The following is a 22,464-nucleotide window of genomic DNA, read 5'->3' as shown; positions in this document are numbered from 1 at the left end:
GATTTGGTTGGGGACATGGCCGGAGCAGCGGCCGCGGTACAGCCGCTAGAAAGCAGCCTGCTGCCTGCCGAGTTGAGCGTCATCCTGCCCAGTTTCAACGAGGCGGACAACATTCCGATCCTCATTGGTCTGCTGGATAAGGCGCTGGCCGGGATTGCCTGGGAAGCGATTGTTGTCGACGACAATTCTCCGGACGGCACTACGGAAGTTGCCCGCAAAATCGCACACGGCGATCCGCGCGTCCGGGTGATCCGGCGGATTGGCCGCCGCGGCCTGTCCGGAGCTTGCATTGAAGGCATGCTGGCGTCCTCCGCGCCCTTTGTAGCCGTCATGGATGCCGATTTGCAGCACGACGAAACGCTGCTTCCAAAAATGCTCGCCGCACTCAAGGCCGATGACACGGACCTGGTTGTCGCCAGCCGTAAAGTTGAGGGCGGCACCGTGGGCGAGGGGCTATCGAAAATCCGTGCCTGGGGCTCAAACATCGCCAATGGCCTGGCGCAGAAACTTCTGAACGTCACGCTGACCGATCCAATGAGCGGGTTTTTCATGGTCCGGCGCGAAAAGGCTGAAGAGCTGGCGCCAAGATTGTCCCCTCAGGGGTTCAAGATCCTTTTGGATTTGGTGTCTTCTGCCAATGGAACGCTGAAGATCAAGGAACTGCCGTTCACTTTCCGCGAGCGCCAGCACGGCGAAAGCAAACTCGATACGCTGGTGACGCTGGATTATTTTGGCCTGCTGCTGGCGAAGTATTTCGGCGACATCGTCTCTGTCCGCTTCCTGATGTTCGGCCTTGTCGGCGCAAGCGGCCTTCTGGTGCATCTGGTGGCGCTGCGTGTGTTCCTGCTCAGCGACATGAGTTTTAACCTGTCTCAGACGGCCGCCTCTTTTGTGGCGATGACGTCGAACTTCTTCCTCAACAACCAGCTGACTTACCGCGACCGGCGCTTGCGCGGATTTGGAGCCCTGATCGGCCTTCTGACTTTCTATGCGGTCTGTTCCGTTGGCGTTCTAGCGAATGTCGGTGTGGCCAACCTGATCTATGCCGATCCTTCCTTCTGGTTGTTTGCTGGTGCTGCAGGCGCGGTCATGGGTGCGGTCTGGAACTATGCAGCCAGCTCTGCGCTCACTTGGCGGAAGAACTGAGGCCCTTTGTGACCACGGATCCTCAGACGGACGATTTGCCGTTTTACCTACGACCAATAGGCTTGGTCCTGATCGTTGCCGCGTTCACGGCCCTGAAAATCTTTGCCGCCAGCAATGCGCATTTCGTTGAGGACGAGGCCTATTACCGGATCTGGGGTCTTTTCCCGGCGATGAGCTATTACGATCATCCCCCGATGATCGGCTGGTGGATTGCCGCAGGGCAGGCCCTCTTTGGCGACACGGTTTTTGCCGCGCGGGCGGTGGTGATTTTTTCAGGACTGATTGGATCGCTGGCGCTTTGGCGGACGGCCTTCATCCTGTTCGATGCCCGCACGGCAGGATGGGCTGTTCTGTTTCTAAACACCAGTCTTTTGGTTGGGATCGGAGGCATTCTGGCGACACCGGATGCACCATCGGTCCTCTTTTGGGGTTTGAGTTTTTGGGCGCTTGCGGAATTGGTAACGTCCAAGAATGCCAATTGGTGGCTGGTGATCGGTTTTATGGCCGGCTGCGGGCTCTTGTCGAAATACTCGGTTCTGTTTCTCGGGGCCGGTATTGTCTTTTGGCTGCTCTGGGTGCCGGAGGCGCGCCGCTGGCTTTTGTCTTGGCAATTGTGGGCCGGCGGGCTGATCGCGGTGCTGTTGTTTACACCGGTGCTTTACTGGAACCATCTGCACGACTGGGTCAGCTTCTATAAGCAATTCGGCCGGGCGGGCAGTAAAGACTTTACCGCCAAATACATCTTTGAATTTCTCGGCGCTCTCATCGGCCTGCTCAATCCGCTGATAGCGGTGTTGGCTGCTATAGGAGCGGCAGGTCTGTTCAAGCGGTTCCTGGCCAAAGATGCCATCGCCTCGCTGATTATACTGACCGTGCTGCCGTTCCTGGTTTATCTGATTTATCACTCGCTGCATTCCAGGGTTCAGGCCAATTGGCCGGCTCCCCTGTTTCCGGTCTTTGCGCTTATGGCTGCTGTATTCGTGGCCGATCTGCGTGGTCGTTCAAAGAACTGGATCAGAATAGCCAAGGCAGGCGCGGTGCTAGGCGCGGTGGTCGCCCTTGTTGTCCAGGTGCACGCCGTCGCACCGGTTACCGGGCAGCTGGCCCGCAAAGACCCGACTTTCCAATTGCGTGGGTGGCCCGCAATCGGTTCGGACTTGCGCAAGATCGCGGCGGAGACAAATGCAGACTTCGTTTTGACCTCAGGCTATGGCCTCAATGGTCAGATCGATTTTCTTTTAAAAGACGATTTTCCGGTGCATCAGTTCACCCAGCGGATCCGCTACATTATGGCACCATCGCCACAAGACGCGGTATTCGATGGTACTGGCCTCTACATCACAGAAGCGCGCCGGGACCAGTCGGATAAGTTAAACGCCGCCTTTTCCTCGGTGCAAAAATTGGCGGTTCTCCAGCGTTTGGTCAAAGGCGTCATGCTTGAAGAGCTGCTGGTTTATGAGCTTTCGGGCCGCCAGGGAGCAGTTCTGGAGCCGGTTGCAACAAAATGATATCGCCCGGCTTTCGGGTGTAATCTTTAAATAGGCTTGCAAAACCCTACGAAATCCCGCAGGGAAGGGCGAATTGTTATTCCCGCGCATTTCGCATCGTTGCATGAAAAGAATTACACTTGGAGCACTTGATTACGGCCTGGCTTTCGGGGTCGACCGCGCCCTGCGGGATCTTGCCGAGCAAGGCCGGATCAGTGCGCTTGGCGCGATGGTCGCGACCGACCTTTGGCCGCGTGAGTTCCGGCCACTCATGGATACGATCCAAAACTCCAGTGCTCGCACGCTGTTCGGGATCACGCTTGCCTTTTCCGGTGACCGGGTCGCACCGGTAAGCAGCCGCATGCATCAGACCTATGGCGACAGGATGTTCTCCCGTTCAAAGCTGAACCGGCGGGCGTTGCTGCGAATGCTGCCGGATGAGCTGCTTCTGGAAGAAGCACAAGCGCAATTGGCCCGATATTCGGTTCTAATGAAGCGCCAGCCGGATTTTGTTGCCGTCAGAGAAGGTATGCTGGAACGCAGCGCAATCGCGCGCCTTGTTTTCAAGGCGATCGGTCAAGCCGGGTTCGACCGGCCGCCCTACATCATCTCGCCGGTCAGCTCGGGTCTGAAAACCTTGCGCCTGCAACGTATGGCAAAGCGGTATAACCTGAAGCTCTTGCCCAAAGCGGACCCGCTGCCTCCGGTCAGCGACCGGGAGGAGTTACAGACTTTGCTGCACAATCATTTCGACGGCATGACCGATATGAGTTTTGTCGCCGCCATTCCGGGACGTGCCGATGACCGCCTGCGGCGTGATGAACCCAAAGCAAAGATTGCTGTCCGCGAGTGCCAATATGATGTTCTGGCCAGTGACCGGTTTTTTCATACGCTTGAAAAGAAAGATGTCTTTTTGAACTGACTTTGGCTTTAGAAACGAAAAAACGGCTCTGGGGGGGACAGAGCCGTTTTTCGTGGAGGTCTGAAAGGGGGGAGGGGCGGCCCCGCTTCCATGTTTATGAATATAGGGGTAGTTTGCGTTTGGGCACGTGATGAAGATCACAAGAATGCGCAAATGCGCGGCTAAGATTGTTTTGCTTTGGCGGCTGCAGGGGGTAAATGTGGCGGAAATCAAGGATTTTCTTAAAAATAGCTTTTCCCTTCAAGGGCTTGCTCCTGATCTCGCGCGTGATCTATCGCGCCTTGCCCGGCCGATGAAATTGGCGGCTGGTGCGATTTTGTTTGAAAATGGCGCGCCAGGAAACGGCTGTTACGCTGTTCTGGAAGGCTCTCTTAAGGTTTCGATCCTGTCGATTGACGGGGATGAACAGTTGCTGGCTGTCCTGGGGCCAGGTGATTTGGTAGGTGAGTTGGCTCTCCTCGATGGCCGGCCTCGGTCCGCAACGGTCAGTGCACTGAAAGACGCGCAGCTGGCGTTTATCGAAAAGGCTGGGTTTGAACGGTTCGCCGACGAAAATCCCGCTGTGTACCGCCACATGTTGTCCATTGTCGGCAAGCGACTCCGCCAGGCCAATGATGTACTTGCGGCAAGGTCGTTCCTTCCTTTGCCGGGCCGCGTGGCGCAGACTTTGCTGCAGCTTTCCGAAACCTTCGGCAAACCGCTCGACAATGGCCGCGTTCTGATTCACTACAAACTCAGCCAGGCCGACATTGCCAATATGGCTGGTGCCGCGCGTGAGAATGTCAGCCGTGTGTTGAACGACTGGAAACGGGCGGGCACGATCAGCCGGATTTCCGGCTACTACTGTCTGGAACAGGTCGAATTCCTGGAGCAAGCCTCGACGCTTTAAAAGCCGCAGTTCGTCCACACGGCCTGGATCTAGATTTTTTTGGTTCCGGCCAGAATTGTATCGAGGGTTTGTACGTTTAAGCTGTCGAGAAAAGCTTCGGCAGCGTTCGCCATGGCGCCTTTGAGGGCGCAGCGCGGCAAAAACGGACAAGAGGTTGGCTCGTCTTTCAAACAGGCGACCACCCCCAAATCTGGTTCGATCAACCGGACGACCTCTCCGATCCGGATTTCTTCGGGGCTTTTGGCAATTCGGATCCCGCCGCCACGGCCGCGAGTCGTTTCCAGGTAGCCAGCTTTCGCGAGCTGGGCGACGATCTTCATGACATGTGATTTGGCCAGGCCGAGCTGAAGGGTCAATTTATCGACGGTTTGCGGGGCGTCTGACTGGCAGATTGCCATCAAAATTCTCAAGGCAAAATCGCTGGCTTGGCTCAAGCGCATGGGGGGTCTCTTTAAAACATTCATTTTAGATGTTGATTTTAGCGTGAAGATCTGTCATTTAAAAGATGCATTTGAAATGAATGTTATGAGGACGCGATGCAGACGGACAATATTAGCCGTGATTGGGATGGCGATGTCTTTCGCGCAGACGATGCGCCAAGCCGTCAATACACTGAAGTGGATCCCGAGACGATCCACATCCTCGTGCATTCATTTTATGGAACAATCCGGTCTCACGCCCGGCTCGGCAAGATTTTCGAAACTCGGCTCGACGGACGTTGGCCGGAACATCTGGCCAAGATGGAGACCTTTTGGCAGTCGGTGCTTTTGAAGAACGGGACTTACAAGGGCAAGCCTGTTCCGGCGCATTTGAAGCTGAAGGAAGTTGTTAGCTCAGACTATGCGCAGTGGCTGAGTGTTTTCAGGCCGGTGACCCGGTCGGTCTTCATTCCGGAGCTTGCCGACGAGATCATCATCATCGCAGAGCGGATCGCGCAGAGCCTTTGGCTTGCCACCTTCGGCATAGCCGGCAGCGAACCGCCTGCGGACCTTTTTTCCAACAAAGCCTGATAGGAGGGGCTCATGTTACCGGCAATCGTATTGGCTGCTGAAGCCATGGTTGTTGTCTGGTTCACTGTCTTCATCACGATGATGGTGTCCATGTATCTCGATTCCAGATCTTTGCCCTTGCCGAGACTGGACATTGCCGGGCGTACGTTTTTGGGCAGCGCCAAACTGGCGTTTGCGGTGGGCATGCTCGCACTTGCCGGTCTTACGATTTTCGAATTGCCGGTTTCCTGAGCGAGAGGAGTAAAACGATGAACCGTTCGAATTGGATCCATCGGGTATTGCCGGTGTTGCTGATCTGGGTTGCAGCGCCGATGCCGCTCTGGATTATGGCAATCCTGATGCTGATTATCTAAACGGAAACATTGTCTTTCGAAGTGGTTGGTCTAGTCTTTCGGACGGAAATGACGAGGAGTGACCGCATTGAGTGAAGAACAGCCGTACGGCGAACTAACCCTGCGCACCATGGCTATGCCAGCAGATACCAACGCCAATGGCGATATTTTTGGCGGCTGGGTTCTGTCGCAAATGGACTTGGCGGGCGGGATTGCGGCCGGGCAGCGGGCGTCAAGCCGTGTGGTGACCATTGCGGTCGACAAGATGAAATTCATCCGGCCGGTGCATGTCGGAGACGTTTTGTGCATCTACACCAGCGTTGGCCGGGTCGGCACCAGCTCCATGGAAATCAAGCTGGAGGCTTGGGCGCTCCGGCATCGCTTCGGCGGACGTGAGAAGGTAACGGAAGCCATCTTCACCATGGTTGCCGTCGACGAAAACGGCAAACCGCGCCCTGTCCCCAAAGAGGGTTGATTAGACCGCTTGATCATCCCGGCGGTACAAGAGGTCCGCAAACAGCTCCTCGTCAACCGCACATATGCAGCCGTTCGCCCAGAGCCGCAGCAGCGCTTGCAAGCGGTTGACGCGTTCGGGCTGGGAGAGCGGTTGTTTGTGACGCGGTAGGCCGCCATAAATCCGAATGGTTTTTAAGCGCGCCAGAACACAGTCTTCTGCCGTTTGTTGCCAGATACGCGACGCTGAACGTTCGGCGTCGCCAACAGTGTCAGATTCGATCAATTCAGCCACTTGTCCGGCCAAAGCATCTTGAAACAATTAATCCTCCATCGGTTGCCCGAGGAGGACTGGCGCAAGAAAACAACCGCTTCGTTGCTGAGGAGCCCCTTTTTGAGTGTCTCTCCAGCCGCATCCCTGTTGCGGAAACCACCTTGCCCGGTCTGGCAGGTTGGCGAGGGCGCCAGCCCTTCTCTTGATGATGGCGCGCTTATGCCATGAGTTTTGTCCTTTGGCAACCGGGCGGGAGACGTCCACCTTCCCTTTGGGCATGTCATAGCCTTTGCAGACGGGTCTATTGGTCGCGGTCATAATCGATTTTGCCGTCGACGAGATGGATCCGGCGCTGCATCCGTCCGGCGATATCCATGTCATGGGTGACGGCAACGACAGTGGTCTGTTGTTCTTCAACGATCGTCTGCAGAGAGGCAAACACCTGTTCGGTGGCAGCGGAATCCAGACTGCCGGTTGGCTCATCCGCAAGGATTAGATCCGGAGCATTGGCGAGTGCCCGGGCAACAGCCACCCTCTGACGCTGCCCGCCCGATAACTGCGCGGGCCGCCTGTGTAGGAAATCCGCCAGTCCAAGCGCTTCCAAAAGTCCAGCAGCCCGATCCTTCTGGTTGGATGCGGAGAGGGCGCCAAGCTTCTGCATCGGGATCATCACATTCTCCAGAGCAGTAAATTCCGGCAAGAGAAAATGAAACTGGAAGACAAAACCGATTTTCTCTAGCCGCAATTGGGCGTGGTCGGATTTTGAAAGATCGTGAGTTTTGCGGCCGCCAATCAGCACTTCGCCGGATGTCGGCCGGTCCAGAAGGCCAAGTAGATAGAGCAGTGACGATTTTCCGGAACCCGACGGCCCGGTGATCGCGACAAACTCGGCAGCGCCAACAGACATCGAAATATCTTCGACCAGCGTCACGGGAACAACTGCCGGCAGGATGCGCGTCAGGTTCCTCGTTTCCAGAAGCGGGGGAGGCGCAATCTCGGATTTCAGGTCGCCGCTCATCTCACGTCGCACCCCGGATGATGTCGACCGGATTGAGCGCCGCTGCTTTCCGCGCAGGCACAAATCCAGCTACCCCGGCAGACACCAGCGCCAAGGCGCTGGCGATCAGATAATGCAGATAAGAAAAATGGATCGGCAGGCGGGTCATCTCAATATCGGTGGTGACTTCGAATTTCACCGTTGCAAGATAACTCGACAGACCAAAGCCAAGCGCCGAACCTGCAAGCGCGCCAAGAATGCCGATCACCAGCCCTTCAAGCACGAAAATCTGCTGAATGTCAGTTTCCGGAAATCCGAGGGACTTTAAGATGGCAATGTCTTTGGCCTTCTCATGAACGATTGTGGAAATGATGTTGTAAATCCCGAATCCGGCTACCAGCAGAATACCGCCGACCGCGGTGTACATGATGATGTTGCGAATGAAGAACGCCTCCATCAGGCCCTCGTTGGCTTCCTCCCAGGAGATTGCCTTGAAGCCGAGTTGACGTTCCGCCCGGGCCGCGACCTCGACAGATTGTTTGATGTTGTCCAACCGGATGGTGATGCTGTTGATGATGTCGGGTTTTTCCAAAAGGATCTGAACTGCTTTCAGTGGGGCATACGCGAGCCCTTCATCGCTGGTCGTGATGCCCGTGTGAAACAGGCCGACGATCTTGAAACGTTTCGCGACCCCATTTGCCGAGGTCAGTGTGACCGTGTCCCCGAGATCTGCGCCCAGACGGTTTGCAGCCTTGTCGCCAAGCACCAGTCCATTTGACGTCGTGCCAAGATCCTGAAAGGAGCCTTGCCGGATATCTTCACCGATATTGGAAACCATCAATTCCTTTTCCGGACGGACACCAATCAGCGACAAGCCAATGTCCTGACCGCTATAGCGCAGGACTGCCTGACCGGTGAGCCGCTGGGCGATGTGTCCATCAACCCAATCCCGGAGCGAGGCGAGCGCTTCCGTCGGATTACGTATGCCGCGTAAATCTTCCAGCGGGCGCAATCCGTGAAAGGCAACAGCGTCATAGACTTTGCTGGCCGGCTGTTTTGTTGGCGTCCGCTTTTCGTCTTTGATCTCCACATGCGGAATGGCGTTGATCAAGGTTTCCATGAAGTCGCGTTGGGATCCTTGCATCAAGGATGCCATGGCAATGGAAAAGCCGACGCCAAGCGCAACGCCGAGCGTGGAGACAACTGTCTGCCGCAACCGGTTGCGCACATGTGTGGCTGCGATGCGGAGCTGAAGGATCATTGCCCACCCTCAGGGACCGGGGTGATTTTCTGGCCGACTGTGAGGTCATCCCGGTAGGGCAGGATGACTTTGTCGCCATGAGACAGTCCACTCAGGATTTCGACGGTGCGCGTCCCGGTAATCCCGGTCTCAACTTCCGTCGTTTCAACAGTGTTGTCTTTGGAGAGTATTTGAACCGTACGATCATCAAGAGTGGCGACCGGAACCAGCAGTGTTTCCTGTTTTTCCCGCGTTACAATGTTGATCTCCGCCGTCATTCCAATGTGCAGAGGTGTGTCGGCGGGGAGATTTAGGTAGACACGATAGTTTTTCAGGACGGGATCGCCTTTTGGGGTAATTCTGGCGACTTTTGCGGAAAGATCCTTGTCGGGAAAAGCATCGGCCCGCACGAGAGCCGTCTGACCGACTTGGACTTTCGGAATGTCTTCTTCATTGACTTCCGCTACCAGCTGCAAGGGTTCCGGCTGCCCGATCCAGAACAGGATTTCCCCCGGCTGGGCCACTTCCCCCACAGCGCCGTCCTGCCGCAGCACAACACCGTCCATGGGCGCAATGATCGTATAATCGCGCAGCCGTTCCGTCTGTGCTGCCATCATGGCATTGACCCGGATGAGTTCGCTTTGAGCGCGGTCATAAAGATGTTGGCTGATCACCCGGCGCTCCAAGAGCTGCAGAGCCCGCTCGCTTTCCGATTGCGCAAGCGATTGGCGGGCTTCCAGTTCGGCAAGCGTCGCCCGGGCATCGCCGCTGTCTAACTCGGCGAGCTCATCGCCCTTCTTGACGACCATGCCTTCACAGCCGCACAGAGAGACGATCCGTTCGCGCAGGATGCTGGTTACCTTCGCCCAGTTGACTGGTTCAACCACGGCTGTTGCATAGACAACGTCAGCCGCAGATCCCAGATAAGCTTCCGTGACTGTGATCTTTGGAGGGCGCGCTGACCACCAACTCCACCCGAAGAAAAGGGCTGCAAGCAATGCGATGAAAAACAGATAGCGGACGTATCTCATGGCGGACCTTATCTTGTGTCCGATCTAACCTACGCCGTGATTTTGCCAACGCCATGCTTTGGATCAAGTGAAACATTGTCATTTATCGGAAGGGAAGGATAGCGGTGCTGGGTATTCCGATCGAAGACGCGCTTATCATCAAACAGGAAACCTGTTCTGGAAGCGCCTGATTAAGGTCCTGGCTCAATGACCGATCCATCGGTAAAACGGTCAAACCGGAACCTGGTCAAATCATAGCCAGTCTCCCGGTTCTGCATGAGATTTGCCAGGACTTCGCCGACTGCCGGGCCAATTCCAAATCCATGACCGCTAAACCCCGAGGCTACCCAAAGACCCTCCATGTCGGGGACACTATCAATCGTTGGCACACTGTCAGGCATTGTGTCGATCATCCCGGCCCAAGCTTCTGCGATTTCAACATCCTTCAAAGCGGGAAACCGTTCAGCGATCCTTTTCTGAAGTTGGGGCACGAGCCCTGACCAGGGGGCGGGCGATAGAACGCGGTTTTTTTCAAACGGTGAAGTCTGATCGTCCCGCCAGGTTCTGCGCGTCGTCCACGCGTCGGGAAATCCGGAGGGCGCCGCTGGTTTGAGATATAGACTGCCGCGCGAGCCCCAGGCGGATTTGGCAAAAAGACGTGTATTTTTGAAAGCGCTTGGACCCAAAAAGAAATCTGAGTGATCGGTTAGGGCAACCACATAACCGCCGTTTTCCTCGCGGCGGAAGGCAAGGGCTGGATCGCTTGCACAGCCAGCATAGACACTGGGCAACGGATGTGTTCTTGCCACGCTTGCCCGCACACTCAGCTGCGGAAACCGGATCCCATAGCGCTCCAGGAATAATCCCGTCCAAGATCCGCCAGCGAGCAAGACTGCGCCCGCGCGAACCGTTCCGGCTTCGCAAATGACACCGCTAATTTTGCCGGCCGATTTTTCCAGACCCCGGACAGCGCAATTCTCCCGAATAACGATGCCAGCGGATTTGGCATGCCGCGCTATGGCCGGCATCGCCAGGAGCGGTTCGACGCGAGCGTCTGTTGGGCTCTTGATGCCTTCTCTCCAGTAGCCCGGTATTCCCTGGATCTGTTGCTCTACATGCGCTGCGGACAGGCGTTCGACTGGAACCCCAAACTGCAGTGCCGTTTCGAAATGCCGATAGCGTGCAGCTTGTTCTTTGTCGTTACGGCTCAGGTAGATAATGCCTACTTCCCGGTAACCAATCGAGGCGCCGACACGTGTTTCCATATCCTGCCAGAGCTGACCCGCCCGGATCATGAGTGGAATCTCAGCCGCGTCACGGCCGAGTTTTCTGATCCAACCCCAATTGCGGCTGGATTGTTCTCCGCCAACCCGGCCTTTTTCAAGGACGGCCACACTGAAGCCGCACTCCTTGAGTGCGAGCGCGGCGGACAGACCGATAATGCCACCGCCAATCATTGCAAAATCGACCGCTGAGGGAAGGGCATCCTCATATGTCGCCGGCGTATGGGCGGATATCATATTCATCCAGTTAAATTCCAAGGATCTTTGTGGCTGGCTTGCCAGACGTTTGAAACCCGGAACTTAACTGTGTTGCCTGAAACACTCCAAGAGAGAGTTCAGGTTGCGTCCAAAAGACACAGAATTTTGCGTCTTCTGGACGAAAATCATGCAAAGGGTGGGCTCTTAAAGCTCAGAAACCTTGATCACCAACTTGCCTGTGTTGCTGCCGTCAAACAGCTTGTTGAAGGCAACCGGCGCGTTTTCAAGCCCTTCTTCTATATCCAGGCGGTATTTCAGTTTGCCTGCCATCAACAGCTTGCCAAGTTCCTGAAACATCATGGGATAGGCAGCATAGTGATCGGGCATCGTGAAGCCTTTTAGGCTCAGGCGGCGCCGGATAATGGTGGTCATATCAACAGGATCGGGATCCTTTTCGCCATTGTAGGCAGATATGAAACCGCAAAATATCATCCGTCCATGCGCTGCCATGTTGCGGAAGGCAGCTTTGAAGGGTGCGCCGCCGACATTCTCGAAATGAACATCAATGCCATCCGGGGCAAACTCTGCAAGTCCCTTGCTGAGGTCGTCGGTCTTGTAATTGAGTGCGGCATCGAAACCGAGCTCATTGACCAGCCAATCGCATTTCTCCTGGGTGCCGGCGATGCCGATGACCCGCATCCCATGAGCCTTGCCGATCTGTCCGACCAATGAGCCGACGGAGCCTGCTGCACCGGTGACGCACAGCGTTTCACCGTCCTTCGGCTGACCTTCGGTGACGAGGCCGTGATAGGCGGTAACACCTGGCAGCCCGAGAACACCCATATAATGTTCTATCCGGTCAAGTTGCGGCACAACGCTGATGTCACCAGGAGCGACGTCGATGTATTTGGTCCAGCCAGGTGTCCCGGAAACCCAATCGCCAACCTTATAGGCGTCGGTCTTGCTTTCTTCCACGATGCCCACGCCAAGAGACCGCATGGTATCGCCAATCTGCACCGGCGGGATGTAGCTTTTGGTGTCGTCGGACACCCAGCCACGCATGGCCGGATCAAGAGAAACGTAGACAACCCGCACCCGGGCTTTGCCATCTTCCAAAGGCCCCAGGTCTTCTTCAACCCGGTCGAAGTGTTCCGGGCCTAGGCGCCCAACAGGACGGGATTTCAATGTTAAGCGCAGGTTTTGCATCATATGTCCTCTGGCAGAAACGCATTGTGTATATGCACAGCATTATACGTATGCGAACTAATGCGATTGAAGCCGCGGTTCAAGGTTCTGGGAGAATTTTCTCAAATCTTTTTCGGGGGCCAGAAAGCCCTGCCTAGGCGCGATTGCCTGTGCCCTCAATAATGCGGCGGCTTCTCGACATGGTGGCCTGGAAGAACATTGTCGATCAACTCTTCCACCTGATCCGTCATGTTAATGAGTTTTCGCGTCAACCGGTCTATCTGCTTGCCTTGCTCGACAACAACACTGTTCATCTCGTCGATCGTATGATTTGCGTGAGCCAGGTCGATTTCAAGTTGCTCGATCCTGCTCTCAAGCTCTTTGCTCATTGTGGGCCGCAATCTTCGTTTGGTGGTTGGATACAGCTTCGCCGTTACCTCGTCTTATGCCGGAAAACAGAATCGGTGCCCAGTTCGTTGTCCCGATTCGGGCGTCTAGAGAAATATTTTTGAGTTTTTCTCATACCTTCGTCGTCAAATTGGAGCCGGTTAGCTTGGGTTTCGATATGCAAATCGAGTGAACTGGCGCGCGCGCGTTCTATGTGGAAAAGGGTGGTTTATGGAGAGCTACCCGATGACGTTCCGGTTGTGTGTCAAATTTGGCCAGGTGCCACCTGAGGCTGAAGCTGAAAATCAGGCGTGCGTTTTGGAAACATATAAAAAGGCAAGAGGGGAGATTTGTCATTTTGTTTCAGGATCATTCCTGGGCTGATACACTGAGCATGTTCCACATTGCTTATTTTTGTATCGATACAAAAGATACACGTCAGAATTGTTTCACTTGGAGGCCATTTAAAAAACGCTGCAATATGGATGTGTAATATGGGCTTCGCGATGCACGTGATGCGATTGATTGTATGACTGAGTTGTTAAACTGATAGGATGTAAGTCGTTATTTTTCTTAATTTCTTACTGAATGTTCCATTATCCGAATATTAGCAATTCCGACCGAGCTTTAGATCATTGAACAAATTCTCGAAAGGAGAATAGGGAATGATCAAGTCAACTGTCGCAGCGGTTTTGGTGGCTGGAATGTCCGTGGTTGGTGGAAGTGTTGCATCCGCCAGCGATCGCGGAACTGCCGATGAAGCGACCGCTATGCTCGATAAGGCTGTCGCCCATTATGCATCGGCTGGTGCTGACCAGGCACTTAAAGATTTCACCGCCTCAGACAAAGGCTGGCAAGACCGGGACCTTTATGTCTTCTGTTTTGATGAAGCAGGTACAACGGTTGCCCATGGTGCAAACGGCAAGCTGATTGGCAAAAACCTGTCCAAGCTGAAAGACGCCGACGGCAAAGCATTTGTTATGGACCTTGTGTCAGCCGGCAAGAGTGGTGGCGGTTGGGTCGACTACCGCTGGCCGAACCCGGTTTCCAAAAAGATCGAGCAAAAGTCTTCGGTGGTGAAACCGGCTGGTGACCATATCTGCGGCGTCGGTATCTACAAGTAAGACGCAGCTTCCCACTGTGGGACCCTTCCAAGATACCCCGGTGGCCGTTCCGGCCACCGGCTGTGACAACATTTACTGGATGGAAAAATGAACTGGTTTGCCAATCTTGCCCTTGCCACGAAGATGTTCGTGACCCCGGTTATTCTATTGGTCGGGCTGGGGATTGTTTCTATCATCTCGTTTTTTGCGATCGACCAACAGCGCTCTGCGATCGAAAACCTGAGCCATGTCCAGATCAAGGCTTTTGCCGACATGAGCCAAGTGAAAGAAGCGCTCTCTGGTGCTCAGCTGTCGCTCTATGATCTGATGACCACGGCACAAAATGAATCGGACATGGACAAGGTCAATGCCAAGCTTGAGGAATCGACAGCAAAGCTGAATGCCATTGTCACCGACTTTGAAACGCTCGACCTTTCCAAGCTGAACAACGCTGATTTGGCGCCACTTCAGGAAGTTGCGGTCAAACATGCCCGCGAGTATCAGGAAGCAGCACTTGGAACGGCAGATATGGCGACCCTTGATGTCGCAACAGCCAGCATCTTCATGAACGAAGCGACCTCGCTGCATGCCACGTTGGTGTCGGATGTAAATAAGCTGAATGAGGTCGTTGATAGCTTACGTATGAGTGCAACCGAAGCGACATTGAACGGCGCCCGGGAGGCTCTGCAACTATTCCTGTTTACGGTTGCCGCAGTCGCGTTTGTTGGATTGGTGCTGAACTGGTTTATCTCCCGGATGATCTCCCGGCCGATTACCAAAATCATTGGGTCGATGACCGCGCTCGCAGACGGTAATTCGGAAGTGGAGCTGCAGGTGTCCGGACGCCGCGATGAAATCGGCCAGATGGAAAAAGCGCTTGAGGTGTTCAAAGAGAACGCGCTGGAAGTTGAGCGCATGGAGCAGGAAAAACACGAGCGGGAGCGTTTGGCTGCCGAAGAAAAGCGGGCCAGCATGAATGCGCTCGCCGATCAGTTCGAAACAGCGCTCATGGGCATTGTTGATACGGTCACGGACTCGTCAAACCGGATGCAGTCGACTGCGCAGTCCATGTCGTCGGTTGCGGAACAAACCCAGCAGCAAGCCTCTACTGTGGCAACGTCAGCAGAAAGTGCATCTCAAAACGTTCAGACAGCTGCGTCGGCTGCAGAGGAAATGTCGGCATCCATCAGTGAGATCAACCGTCAGGTCAGCGAGTCGGCCGAAATCTCCAACCAGGCCAATGCAGAAGCGGAACGCTCCAATGACTCCGTCCGTGGACTGGCGGATGCGGCCAGCAAGATTGGTGAAGTGATTGAATTGATCAGCGGCATTGCCGAGCAGACAAACCTGTTGGCGCTGAACGCGACCATTGAAGCGGCTCGTGCTGGTGAAGCTGGTAAAGGCTTTGCCGTCGTGGCATCGGAAGTGAAAAATCTGGCAACCCAGACCGCCAGGGCAACCGAGGAAATTGGCTCACAGATCTCCGGAATGCAGTCGGCCACTGGGGAAGCTGTGGAGGCGATCCAGTCCATCAGTCAAACCATTGGCCAGATCAAGGATATTTCCGACACCATTTCCGGCGCTATGAGCGAACAGGGCATTGCCACCCGTGAAATCGCCGATAGCACCCAACAGGCTGCTTCCGGGACGGCGGAAGTTGGCCACACCATCAACGATGTGGCAACCGCTGCTTCCGATACCGGCAATGCCGCTAAGGAGGTTCTGGAGGTTGCTGTTGACTTGTCCGAACATGCCAAGACCTTGCGGACACAGGTTGAAACCTTCCTTGGAGAAGTGCGGGCTGCATAACCCCCAAGGCTTCAACGATCACACTGAGCAGGCGCATTCGGCGCCTGTTTTGCTATGAAGCAATTGTTATCGCTGACGTGTTGGAGTTGGGGATTAGAGCTTTATAGTGGGGCGCACAGCTGCTGCATTTCTTCCGTCCTCACAAGCTATGGCATTTCATGATCAGCCTTACAGATTTCCCGATTACGAAAAAGTGGCCAGCTCAGTTTCCTGACCGCATTCAGTTATATTCCCTGCCGACACCGAATGGGATCAAAGTCTCTGCAATGCTGGAAGAAACGGGCCTCTCCTATGAAGCCCATAAGGTTGATTTTGGCACCAGCGACCAGCTGACACCTGAGTTTTTGTCACTCAATCCGAACAACAAGATCCCGGCAATCCTCGATCCGAATGGGCCTGGGGGAGCACCGCTCCCGCTCTGGGAATCTGGGGCAATCCTGATTTATTTGGCGGAGAAGACCGCAAAGTTCATTCCAGCAGATGCAGCAGGAAAATACGAAGCAATCCAGTGGGTGATGTGGCAAATGGGTAGCCTTGGCCCGATGTCCGGCCAGGTTGGGTTCTTCAACAAGTTTGCCGGAAAAGACTATGAAGACCGCCGCCCGTTTGAGCGCTACCGCGATGAGGTCAAACGGCTTTTGGGGGTTTTGGATCAGCGCCTTGAGGGTCGGGACTTTATTATGGGCGACGATTACACCATTGCCGACATCACCTCCTGGCCGTGGATTCGGAACCTGAACGGCTTCTATGAAGCTGGAGAGCACGTCGAGCTGGAAAGCCGCAAGAATGTCATGCGCTGGGCTGAAACCTGCATGGCCCGGCCGGCAAGCCAAGCGGCGATCAACATTCGGCCAAGCGGGTGACGGCACCAAAAGAGATAGATTAGATGCAAAAAGAGCGGCCCGAGAGCCGCCCTTTCCGTAAAGCTTTTGAGCTTCAGACTTCTTAGAAGCCCATACCGCCTCCCGTGCCGCACAGCGGCACATACAAAAATGATGGGCGGTTTTAGAAACAAAAAGGGCGGCCCGAGAGCCGCCCTTTCCGCAAAGCTTTTTGAGCTGAGACTTCTTAGAAGCCCATACCGCCCATGCCGCCCATGTCGCCGCCCGGCATTGCCGGTGCGCCAGCGTCTTTCTTCGGCAGCTCAGCGACCATGGCTTCGGTGGTGATCAGCAGACCAGCGACAGAAGCTGCGTCCTGCAGAGCAGTCCGGACAACTTTAGTCGGGTCAATGATACCAGCGTCGATCATGTTGACGAATTCTTCGGTCTGAGCGTTGAAGCCGAAGGTGTCGTCGCCGTTTTCTTGGATCTTGCCAACAACGATGGAACCTTCAACACCAGCGTTTTCAGCGATCTGACGGATCGGAGCTTCCAAAGAACGCAGAACGATCTTGATGCCAGCAGCAATGTCAGCGTTGTCGGAAGACAGAGCTTCTACAGCTTTCTTGGCACGCAGGAGAGCGGTACCGCCACCCGGTACGATGCCTTCTTCAACGGCAGCGCGGGTTGCGTTCAGAGCATCGTCGACGCGGTCTTTTTTCTCTTTCACTTCGATTTCAGTTGCACCGCCAACGCGGATAACTGCAACACCGCCAGCGAGTTTAGCCAGGCGCTCCTGGAGTTTCTCACGGTCGTAATCGGAAGTGGTTTCTTCGATCTGAGCTTTGATCTGACCAACGCGACCGTTGATGTCGTCCTTGGAGCCAGCACCGTCAACGATGGTGGTGGTTTCTTTGGTGATCGCAACTTTCTCAGCAGTGCCGAGCATGTCGAGAGTGACGTTTTCCAGCTTGATGCCCAGATCTTCGGAGATCACGGTACCACCAGTCAGGATAGCGATGTCTTCCAGCATGGCCTTACGGCGGTCGCCGAAGCCAGGTGCCTTAACAGCAGCAATTTTCAGGCCGCCGCGGAGCTTGTTGACAACGAGAGTTGCCAAAGCTTCACCTTCAACGTCTTCTGCAATGATGAGCAGCGGACGGGAAGACTGAACAACGCTTTCCAGGATCGGCAGCATCGCCTGCAGGTTGGAGAGCTTTTTCTCGTGCAGCAGGATGTACGGCTTCTCAAGGTCAGCCAGCATCTTGTCAGCATTGGTGACGAAGTAAGGAGACAGGTAGCCACGGTCGAACTGCATGCCTTCAACGACTTCCAGCTCGGTTTCCAGAGACTTGGCTTCTTCGACGGTGATCACACCTTCGTTGCCAACTTTCTGCATGGCTTCAGCAATGTCGGTGCCGACCTGCTCGTCGCCGTTTGCAGAGATGGTACTAACCTGAGCAACTTCTTCAGAAGTGGTGATGGTCTTGGAAGCAGCTTCCAGGGACTTCACAGCTTCAGCAGCAGCAAGGTCTACGCCGCGCTTCAGGTCCATCGGGTTCATGCCGGCAGCAACAGCCTTAGCGCCTTCTTTGACGATAGCCTGCGCCAGAACGGTTGCAGTTGTTGTGCCGTCACCAGCGATGTCGTTGGTTTTGGAAGCAACTTCACGCACCATCTGTGCGCCCATGTTTTCGAACTTGTCTTCCAGTTCGATTTCCTTGGCAACGGAAACGCCGTCTTTGGTGATGCGCGGAGCACCAAAAGCCTTGTCGAGAACAACGTTACGGCCTTTCGGGCCAAGGGTCACCTTCACAGCGTTTGCGAGGGTGTCAACGCCTTTGAGCATGCGCTCACGTGCGTCGGAGGAGAACTTTACTTCTTTAGCAGACATAGGGTCGTCTCACCTAAAATTGGAATTGAAGTCGGACAAAAGCGGTTCGCTGATTAAGCGATCACGCCCATGATGTCGGATTCCTTCATGATCAGGAGGTCTTCACCGTCGATCTTGACTTCGGTGCCGGACCACTTGCCGAACAGAACGCGGTCGCCAGCTTTGACGTCCAGGGCAACAATGTTGCCGGAGTCGTCACGGGCGCCGTTGCCAACAGCAACGATTTCGCCTTCTTGCGGCTTTTCCTTAGCGGTATCTGGGATGATGATGCCACCAGCGGTCTTCTCTTCGGAGTCGACGCGGCGAACTACGACACGGTCGTGCAGTGGACGAAATGCCATAAAACTGTTTCCTCTCATGAGCGCGCCCCACGCAATAGGCAGCGCGCGAGACATGATTATTGGGTTACATGAAACGGAAGAGCATCTGCCTCCCGTCCGCCACTAGCACTCCCTCAAGGCGAGTGCTAACAGCGCAACAGGATTTATGTATCGGGGGGGCTGTTGTCAATGCCGGGCTGCAGATTTTCTGCAACCACCAAGCGTCGGTTTTGATTGAGGTTAACCAGCCCTGCAGCAGGGAAAACCTCTATGCCGTTAGCCGAGACGGTAGGCGGCATACTTCATCTAGATAATATCTAAACTCAATTTGTACCGATAACAGCAAAAGGCAGTGTGAAACTGGCGGATTTTCCACCAATTGCATCTGAGAAAGTTGCCAGAAGCTGATAGTCCCCGGCGGGCAATCCGTCGAACTGGAAGGTGAGGGCGGCGGACAGCTGCCGTTGTTTGGAGCGGCCCGTGCCGGTGAAAGCCGCAAAATCGTCTTGCTCGCTCAAAACCTGACCAGATTGGTTCAGAAGCTTGTAACTGGCACTCAGCCTGTAGCTGTAGCCTTCGCTTGATTGGTCAAAGGCATAGCCAACCAGTTCAGCATAGAGCGCGATTGGTTCGCCTGCGGCAAACGAAGCTCCGTCTTTGGCAGTGTATTGGCCATATCCGGTGCTGGTGCCATCGGTAAAGGTGACCGTAGAAAAGGCAAGGCCATTGGCAGACCAGGCCGAGTCATAACCGTTCAAGGCGTCTATAAAGGCAGCAGCTGGCGTCTGGATTTCGGGCGATTGCGCCGCTGCGGTGCCGGGGATTGCAAAGGTCCCAAGCGCCAAAGCAAGAGAAGGTGCTATCCACCCAAGTTTAAATCGGCCAACTTGCTTCGTCATATAATTCCCCGCCCGCCCTTAGATCTTGTCTTTTCTTAGCGATTTGGCCGATATAGACCGACTTTCCCTTTGAGACAAGGAAATGTGTGCGATGCGGTAAACGCTTGAACTTTTGTCGGATAGGAGAGGCGCGATAAGTGACCCGGCTAAACGCAGCGGGCTACCCAAGATTGCTTTTTCCGATAGATGGTCGAGGGACTGATTTCCAATGCAGCCGCTGCCATCGCAATATTGCCGTTAAAAGCATCAAGCGCGTCTTCAATAATCCGCCGCTCTTGGGCCCATAGCGGCTCGATCGCACCAAACGGACGGCTTTCCGGTTGAGCTCGGGACCGCTCCCGTGACAAATCGATTACACCACTCGGCCGTGCCGAAGCATCTCGAATTATCATCGGCAGCATATCGTGCGTAACAGCAGCACCATCGTTCATCACGACAATTTGCCGGATGGTGTTTTCGAGCTGCCGGACATTGCCTGGCCAGGAATAAGAAAGGATGCGCGTTTCCGCATCAGCATCAAAACCCCGGAACTTCCGCCGTTCTTCGACCGAATACCGGGTCAGGAAGGCCTCTGCGAGCGGTAAAATGTCGTCCCGGCGGTCGCGTAGCGGTGGCAAATGGACTGGCAGCACATGCAAACGGTAATAAAGATCCTCACGGAAGCGGCCCGCGGTAATTTCTGCAAGCGGATCCCGGTTTGTGGCACAGATGATCCGAGCATCGACTTTGCGTGTTTCGGTGTCGCCAAGCCGCTGGAACATACCTGTTTGTAAGAACCTTAGCAGTTTGCTTTGCAGCAGCAGGTCCATTTCCCCAATTTCGTCGAGAAACAATGTGCCGCCATCTGCCTGCTCCGCAGCGCCAATGCGGTTGTCGGTGGCGCCCGTAAAGGCTCCGCGTACATAACCAAAAATCTCACTTTCGATGAGATCCCGCGGGATTGCTGCGCAGTTCAAGGTTACAAAACGGGCTGACCGGCGGTGGGACAAATCATGGACGGCAGCTGCACACAACTCCTTGCCAGTGCCGGATTCACCAGTGATGAATACCGGCGCTTGCGATGGCGCCATGCGGCGGATTTGGTCATGGATGTCATGCATGGATGCAGACATACCGATGAGGCGGCCGAGACCAGCAGGCTGTTTAGGCTCTGGCGCAACACGTGGCGTCGAAGGAGCCGCTGCATGCAGATTATCGGCAAGCGGCATCTCTGCAGCAGGAGCGGCAGCCTGTTTCACTGAAGGCCGGCGCTGCTGAAGTTGGAAGCTGATTTTTGAAGCCAGGGCGTCCAGAGAAAAAGGCTTTGTCAGGAAGTCATGAGCACCGGCGCGCATGGCGCTGACCGCCCGCGATACGGAGCCTTTTGCGGATACGGCGAGGATGACGGCTTTTGGACAACGCACAGCATAAGCTTCGAGAGCCTCGTCGCCCCCTATCGTTTCCAGGTCAACAATGAGAATGTCGGTTGTTTTGTCTGCCAAGTCTTGCAGGCAGGCAGCAGACTCTGTGTAGAGGATCGGCTCTGAACAGGCCGCGGGTAGTTTCGCGCAGACAGCCGATGTGCGGGCTGCTTCAGATGCAGAGGCATCTAAAACTCGTACAATCACAGGCAAAACTTTGCCCTCATTACTCCCCATCGCAGGGCAACTCCCATCGCTCGATCTGGGTCAATCGGGTGCCGAAAGTCCGGCTAAAGGGATAATTCGCCAAACAGGGTAAACAAAGCGTTGTCAGATGAAGCAATTTGCATTTTTTACCCGAAAAGAGCGCAATTACCGTGGAGTTATCCCCGGCCAGCCAAATATCCGGCCAGAAAACACACCATGCCAGCAATGAGTACCCAAAGCAGCGCGTAACGCGGCTGCGTCAATATTTTGCGAAGTTCGTCTAAATACGAAGTGGTGCTGTCTTCCCGGAGAATGGGGCCTTCCCGCGCTGCGGGCATTTCTTGTTGCCGAAAATCACCGGCGGTTGGCCGATCTTGAAAACCAGACGAGCTTTTTAGCTGAGATTGGGGCACTGACGGACGGCTGCCAGCTGGCGACGTGTCTGATGTCATTTGGCGTTGAATTTGTTGACTCCGGTCCGGCTCGGTCTCAGTTATGTCAACCGGGTCATCAGTAGCCGCAGGATCAGCTACTTCAAGAAAGACCGGCGCATAGCCTCCCTTTGGTACAGTGATCTGAACAGGATCATCAGATCCAGAACCCGAGTAATAGTCGCTAAGGCGGGACCGCAGCCGGGCGGCTTCCACTCTGACAATGGGATCTGAATTTGGATCAAAGCCGGGCCCGCGACCGAGTGCCTCAACCGCAATTATATGGCCTTTTAGGTCCTGTTTCCGGCCCTTCAGCGCTGCATCGACGATAAATTGTAAAAATGCCCGAAGTTGCGGTGTTGTTTTAAATTCAGAGCTATTCAGCACCTTATCAAGGCAGTCTTCGATAAGCCGTGCTTGATGCGGATTGGTTTGCTTTGCGTTCCCGGCCGGTGTCTTCCGGTCATCCAAAGCGCTGCCTTGATCGCTTTTTGAAGGCGACGAGAATTTGGGAGCAGGTTGTCTGTTACCGGAACCGCTTTTCCTGTCTTCCCACCTCGATGATTGCCCGGAAGCGGGCATAGCTTTAGCCTCGTTGCTAGAACAGGTGCATTCAAATAATGAAAAAATTACGTAGCGTAATATTGCGCAGGGTTTGTTGAATTTCAATCCCCAATAGGTCAAAATCCTGATCTGGGACTTTGCTTTTCAAACAGCTCATTCACTTAATTATGTCGCAACTGATAGCCAAAACAGGTCGTTTTGAA

Annotated in this window: 23 protein-coding genes and 1 riboswitch; of the genes, 10 read left to right on the top strand and 13 right to left on the bottom strand. The window is 54.8% G+C overall.

Features of this window, described 5'->3' with window-relative positions; translation table 11 throughout:
* Positions 1-15 precede the first annotated feature (15 nt).
* The 4 genes from ACOOFE_RS21830 (at position 16) to ACOOFE_RS21815 (ending at position 4,444) form a co-directional block, all read left to right on the top strand.
* Positions 16-1,146: a glycosyltransferase family 2 protein gene (locus ACOOFE_RS21830; protein ID WP_420415619.1), complete on the top strand. Its 1,131-nt coding sequence runs from the start codon at positions 16-18 to the stop codon at positions 1,144-1,146.
* 8 nt (positions 1,147-1,154) lie between these two features.
* Positions 1,155-2,654, top strand: coding sequence for an ArnT family glycosyltransferase (locus ACOOFE_RS21825; protein ID WP_420412016.1), 1,500 nt, complete (start codon positions 1,155-1,157; stop codon positions 2,652-2,654).
* A gap of 103 nt (positions 2,655-2,757) precedes the next feature.
* The gene (locus ACOOFE_RS21820) at positions 2,758-3,555 is read left to right on the top strand and encodes a ChbG/HpnK family deacetylase (protein WP_420412015.1); all 798 of its coding nucleotides are present in this window, start codon (positions 2,758-2,760) and stop codon (positions 3,553-3,555) included.
* Between the two features lie 130 nt (positions 3,556-3,685).
* Positions 3,686-4,444 carry a Crp/Fnr family transcriptional regulator gene (locus ACOOFE_RS21815; RefSeq protein ID WP_420412014.1) on the top strand — a complete coding sequence of 253 codons (759 nt, stop codon included), beginning with the start codon at positions 3,686-3,688 and terminating at the stop codon, positions 4,442-4,444.
* Between the two features lie 29 nt (positions 4,445-4,473).
* Here ACOOFE_RS21815 and ACOOFE_RS21810 read toward each other — a convergent pair whose 3' ends face one another.
* Positions 4,474-4,884, bottom strand: coding sequence for an RrF2 family transcriptional regulator (locus ACOOFE_RS21810; protein ID WP_420412013.1), 411 nt, complete (start codon positions 4,882-4,884; stop codon positions 4,474-4,476).
* A gap of 96 nt (positions 4,885-4,980) precedes the next feature.
* Between ACOOFE_RS21810 and ACOOFE_RS21805 the strand changes: the two genes are divergently transcribed.
* The 3 genes from ACOOFE_RS21805 (at position 4,981) to ACOOFE_RS21795 (ending at position 6,261) form a co-directional block, all read left to right on the top strand.
* A complete protein-coding gene (locus ACOOFE_RS21805) occupies positions 4,981-5,454 on the top strand; it encodes a group III truncated hemoglobin (RefSeq protein WP_420412012.1) in 474 nt (157 codons plus the stop codon).
* 12 nt (positions 5,455-5,466) lie between these two features.
* A complete protein-coding gene (locus ACOOFE_RS21800) occupies positions 5,467-5,685 on the top strand; it encodes a hypothetical protein (protein WP_420412011.1) in 219 nt (72 codons plus the stop codon).
* A gap of 231 nt (positions 5,686-5,916) precedes the next feature.
* Positions 5,917-6,261, top strand: a complete 345-nt coding sequence (locus tag ACOOFE_RS21795) for an acyl-CoA thioesterase (RefSeq protein WP_141188950.1) — start codon at positions 5,917-5,919, stop codon at positions 6,259-6,261.
* Here the strand turns inward: ACOOFE_RS21795 and ACOOFE_RS21790 are convergent, their stop codons facing one another.
* The 7 genes from ACOOFE_RS21790 to ACOOFE_RS21760 all read right to left on the bottom strand — a co-directional run bounded on the left by ACOOFE_RS21790 (position 6,262) and on the right by ACOOFE_RS21760 (position 12,815).
* Positions 6,262-6,561, bottom strand: coding sequence for a hypothetical protein (locus ACOOFE_RS21790; protein ID WP_420412010.1), 300 nt, complete (start codon positions 6,559-6,561; stop codon positions 6,262-6,264).
* 40 nt (positions 6,562-6,601) lie between these two features.
* Positions 6,602-6,727, bottom strand: a riboswitch (SAM-I-IV-variant riboswitch).
* Between the two features lie 87 nt (positions 6,728-6,814).
* Complete coding sequence (locus ACOOFE_RS21785) at positions 6,815-7,531, bottom strand: ABC transporter ATP-binding protein (RefSeq protein ID WP_420412009.1); 717 nt, start codon at positions 7,529-7,531, stop codon at positions 6,815-6,817.
* Between the two features lies 1 nt (position 7,532).
* Positions 7,533-8,771 carry an ABC transporter permease gene (locus ACOOFE_RS21780; protein ID WP_420412008.1) on the bottom strand — a complete coding sequence of 413 codons (1,239 nt, stop codon included), beginning with the start codon at positions 8,769-8,771 and terminating at the stop codon, positions 7,533-7,535.
* The gene (locus ACOOFE_RS21775; protein ID WP_420412007.1) at positions 8,768-9,781 is read right to left on the bottom strand and encodes an efflux RND transporter periplasmic adaptor subunit; all 1,014 of its coding nucleotides are present in this window, start codon (positions 9,779-9,781) and stop codon (positions 8,768-8,770) included. Before ACOOFE_RS21775 ends, ACOOFE_RS21780 begins: the two co-directional genes overlap by 4 nt.
* Before the next feature lie 170 nt (positions 9,782-9,951).
* Positions 9,952-11,286, bottom strand: coding sequence for an NAD(P)/FAD-dependent oxidoreductase (locus ACOOFE_RS21770; protein ID WP_420412006.1), 1,335 nt, complete (start codon positions 11,284-11,286; stop codon positions 9,952-9,954).
* Positions 11,287-11,445: 159 nt separating this feature from the next.
* The gene (locus ACOOFE_RS21765) at positions 11,446-12,450 is read right to left on the bottom strand and encodes an NADP-dependent oxidoreductase (protein ID WP_420412005.1); all 1,005 of its coding nucleotides are present in this window, start codon (positions 12,448-12,450) and stop codon (positions 11,446-11,448) included.
* 152 nt (positions 12,451-12,602) lie between these two features.
* The gene (locus ACOOFE_RS21760) at positions 12,603-12,815 is read right to left on the bottom strand and encodes a SlyX family protein (protein ID WP_420412004.1); all 213 of its coding nucleotides are present in this window, start codon (positions 12,813-12,815) and stop codon (positions 12,603-12,605) included.
* A 663-nt stretch (positions 12,816-13,478) separates the two neighbouring features.
* Between ACOOFE_RS21760 and ACOOFE_RS21755 the strand changes: the two genes are divergently transcribed.
* From ACOOFE_RS21755 to ACOOFE_RS21745, 3 genes are all read left to right on the top strand, one after another.
* Positions 13,479-13,937: a cache domain-containing protein gene (locus ACOOFE_RS21755; RefSeq protein WP_420412003.1), complete on the top strand. Its 459-nt coding sequence runs from the start codon at positions 13,479-13,481 to the stop codon at positions 13,935-13,937.
* A gap of 87 nt (positions 13,938-14,024) precedes the next feature.
* The gene (locus tag ACOOFE_RS21750) at positions 14,025-15,725 is read left to right on the top strand and encodes a methyl-accepting chemotaxis protein (RefSeq protein ID WP_420412002.1); all 1,701 of its coding nucleotides are present in this window, start codon (positions 14,025-14,027) and stop codon (positions 15,723-15,725) included.
* 158 nt (positions 15,726-15,883) lie between these two features.
* Positions 15,884-16,588, top strand: a complete 705-nt coding sequence (locus tag ACOOFE_RS21745) for a glutathione binding-like protein (RefSeq protein ID WP_420412001.1) — start codon at positions 15,884-15,886, stop codon at positions 16,586-16,588.
* A gap of 205 nt (positions 16,589-16,793) precedes the next feature.
* On the opposite strand, the gene groL is transcribed toward ACOOFE_RS21745, so the two are convergent.
* The 5 genes from groL to ACOOFE_RS21720 form a co-directional block, all read right to left on the bottom strand.
* Positions 16,794-18,440, bottom strand: coding sequence for a chaperonin GroEL (gene groL, locus ACOOFE_RS21740; RefSeq protein WP_420412000.1), 1,647 nt, complete (start codon positions 18,438-18,440; stop codon positions 16,794-16,796).
* Between the two features lie 53 nt (positions 18,441-18,493).
* Positions 18,494-18,781, bottom strand: a complete 288-nt coding sequence (groES, locus tag ACOOFE_RS21735; RefSeq protein ID WP_141188295.1) for a co-chaperone GroES — start codon at positions 18,779-18,781, stop codon at positions 18,494-18,496.
* A 302-nt stretch (positions 18,782-19,083) separates the two neighbouring features.
* Entirely contained in the window at positions 19,084-19,659 is a 576-nt protein-coding gene (locus ACOOFE_RS21730; RefSeq protein ID WP_420411999.1) for a hypothetical protein, read from the bottom strand.
* Positions 19,660-19,805: 146 nt separating this feature from the next.
* Positions 19,806-21,296: a sigma-54 dependent transcriptional regulator gene (locus ACOOFE_RS21725; RefSeq protein WP_420411998.1), complete on the bottom strand. Its 1,491-nt coding sequence runs from the start codon at positions 21,294-21,296 to the stop codon at positions 19,806-19,808.
* A 146-nt stretch (positions 21,297-21,442) separates the two neighbouring features.
* A complete protein-coding gene (locus tag ACOOFE_RS21720; protein WP_420411997.1) occupies positions 21,443-22,381 on the bottom strand; it encodes a hypothetical protein in 939 nt (312 codons plus the stop codon).
* Positions 22,382-22,464 lie beyond the last annotated feature (83 nt).

It is taken from the genome of Roseibium sp., from assembly GCF_965216085.1.
Classification (GTDB): Bacteria; Pseudomonadota; Alphaproteobacteria; order Rhizobiales; family Stappiaceae; genus Roseibium.
Note: the sequence above shows the minus strand (reverse complement) of the source record. Positions and strands in the feature narration are given on the sequence as shown.

Bases quoted from the DNA above. Each gene is read 5' to 3' on its own strand.
- ACOOFE_RS21820 (WP_420412015.1), top strand. From the start codon at position 2,758: ATGAAAAGAATTACACTTGGAGCACTTGATTACGGCCTGGCTTTCGGG.
- ACOOFE_RS21800 (WP_420412011.1), top strand. From the start codon at position 5,467: ATGTTACCGGCAATCGTATTGGCTGCTGAAGCCATGGTTGTTGTCTGG.
- ACOOFE_RS21755 (WP_420412003.1), top strand. From the start codon at position 13,479: ATGATCAAGTCAACTGTCGCAGCGGTTTTGGTGGCTGGAATGTCCGTG.
- ACOOFE_RS21795 (WP_141188950.1), top strand. From the start codon at position 5,917: ATGGCTATGCCAGCAGATACCAACGCCAATGGCGATATTTTTGGCGGC.
- ACOOFE_RS21830 (WP_420415619.1), top strand. From the start codon at position 16: ATGGCCGGAGCAGCGGCCGCGGTACAGCCGCTAGAAAGCAGCCTGCTG.
- ACOOFE_RS21730 (WP_420411999.1), bottom strand. From the start codon at position 19,659: ATGACGAAGCAAGTTGGCCGATTTAAACTTGGGTGGATAGCACCTTCT.
- ACOOFE_RS21765 (WP_420412005.1), bottom strand. From the start codon at position 12,450: ATGATGCAAAACCTGCGCTTAACATTGAAATCCCGTCCTGTTGGGCGC.
- ACOOFE_RS21745 (WP_420412001.1), top strand. From the start codon at position 15,884: ATGATCAGCCTTACAGATTTCCCGATTACGAAAAAGTGGCCAGCTCAG.
- groES (WP_141188295.1), bottom strand. From the start codon at position 18,781: ATGGCATTTCGTCCACTGCACGACCGTGTCGTAGTTCGCCGCGTCGAC.
- ACOOFE_RS21815 (WP_420412014.1), top strand. From the start codon at position 3,686: ATGAAGATCACAAGAATGCGCAAATGCGCGGCTAAGATTGTTTTGCTT.
- ACOOFE_RS21775 (WP_420412007.1), bottom strand. From the start codon at position 9,781: ATGAGATACGTCCGCTATCTGTTTTTCATCGCATTGCTTGCAGCCCTT.
- ACOOFE_RS21770 (WP_420412006.1), bottom strand. From the start codon at position 11,286: ATGAATATGATATCCGCCCATACGCCGGCGACATATGAGGATGCCCTT.
- ACOOFE_RS21750 (WP_420412002.1), top strand. From the start codon at position 14,025: ATGAACTGGTTTGCCAATCTTGCCCTTGCCACGAAGATGTTCGTGACC.
- ACOOFE_RS21725 (WP_420411998.1), bottom strand. From the start codon at position 21,296: ATGGGGAGTAATGAGGGCAAAGTTTTGCCTGTGATTGTACGAGTTTTA.
- ACOOFE_RS21780 (WP_420412008.1), bottom strand. From the start codon at position 8,771: ATGATCCTTCAGCTCCGCATCGCAGCCACACATGTGCGCAACCGGTTG.
- ACOOFE_RS21805 (WP_420412012.1), top strand. From the start codon at position 4,981: ATGCAGACGGACAATATTAGCCGTGATTGGGATGGCGATGTCTTTCGC.
- ACOOFE_RS21810 (WP_420412013.1), bottom strand. From the start codon at position 4,884: ATGCGCTTGAGCCAAGCCAGCGATTTTGCCTTGAGAATTTTGATGGCA.
- ACOOFE_RS21760 (WP_420412004.1), bottom strand. From the start codon at position 12,815: ATGAGCAAAGAGCTTGAGAGCAGGATCGAGCAACTTGAAATCGACCTG.
- ACOOFE_RS21785 (WP_420412009.1), bottom strand. From the start codon at position 7,531: ATGAGCGGCGACCTGAAATCCGAGATTGCGCCTCCCCCGCTTCTGGAA.
- groL (WP_420412000.1), bottom strand. From the start codon at position 18,440: ATGTCTGCTAAAGAAGTAAAGTTCTCCTCCGACGCACGTGAGCGCATG.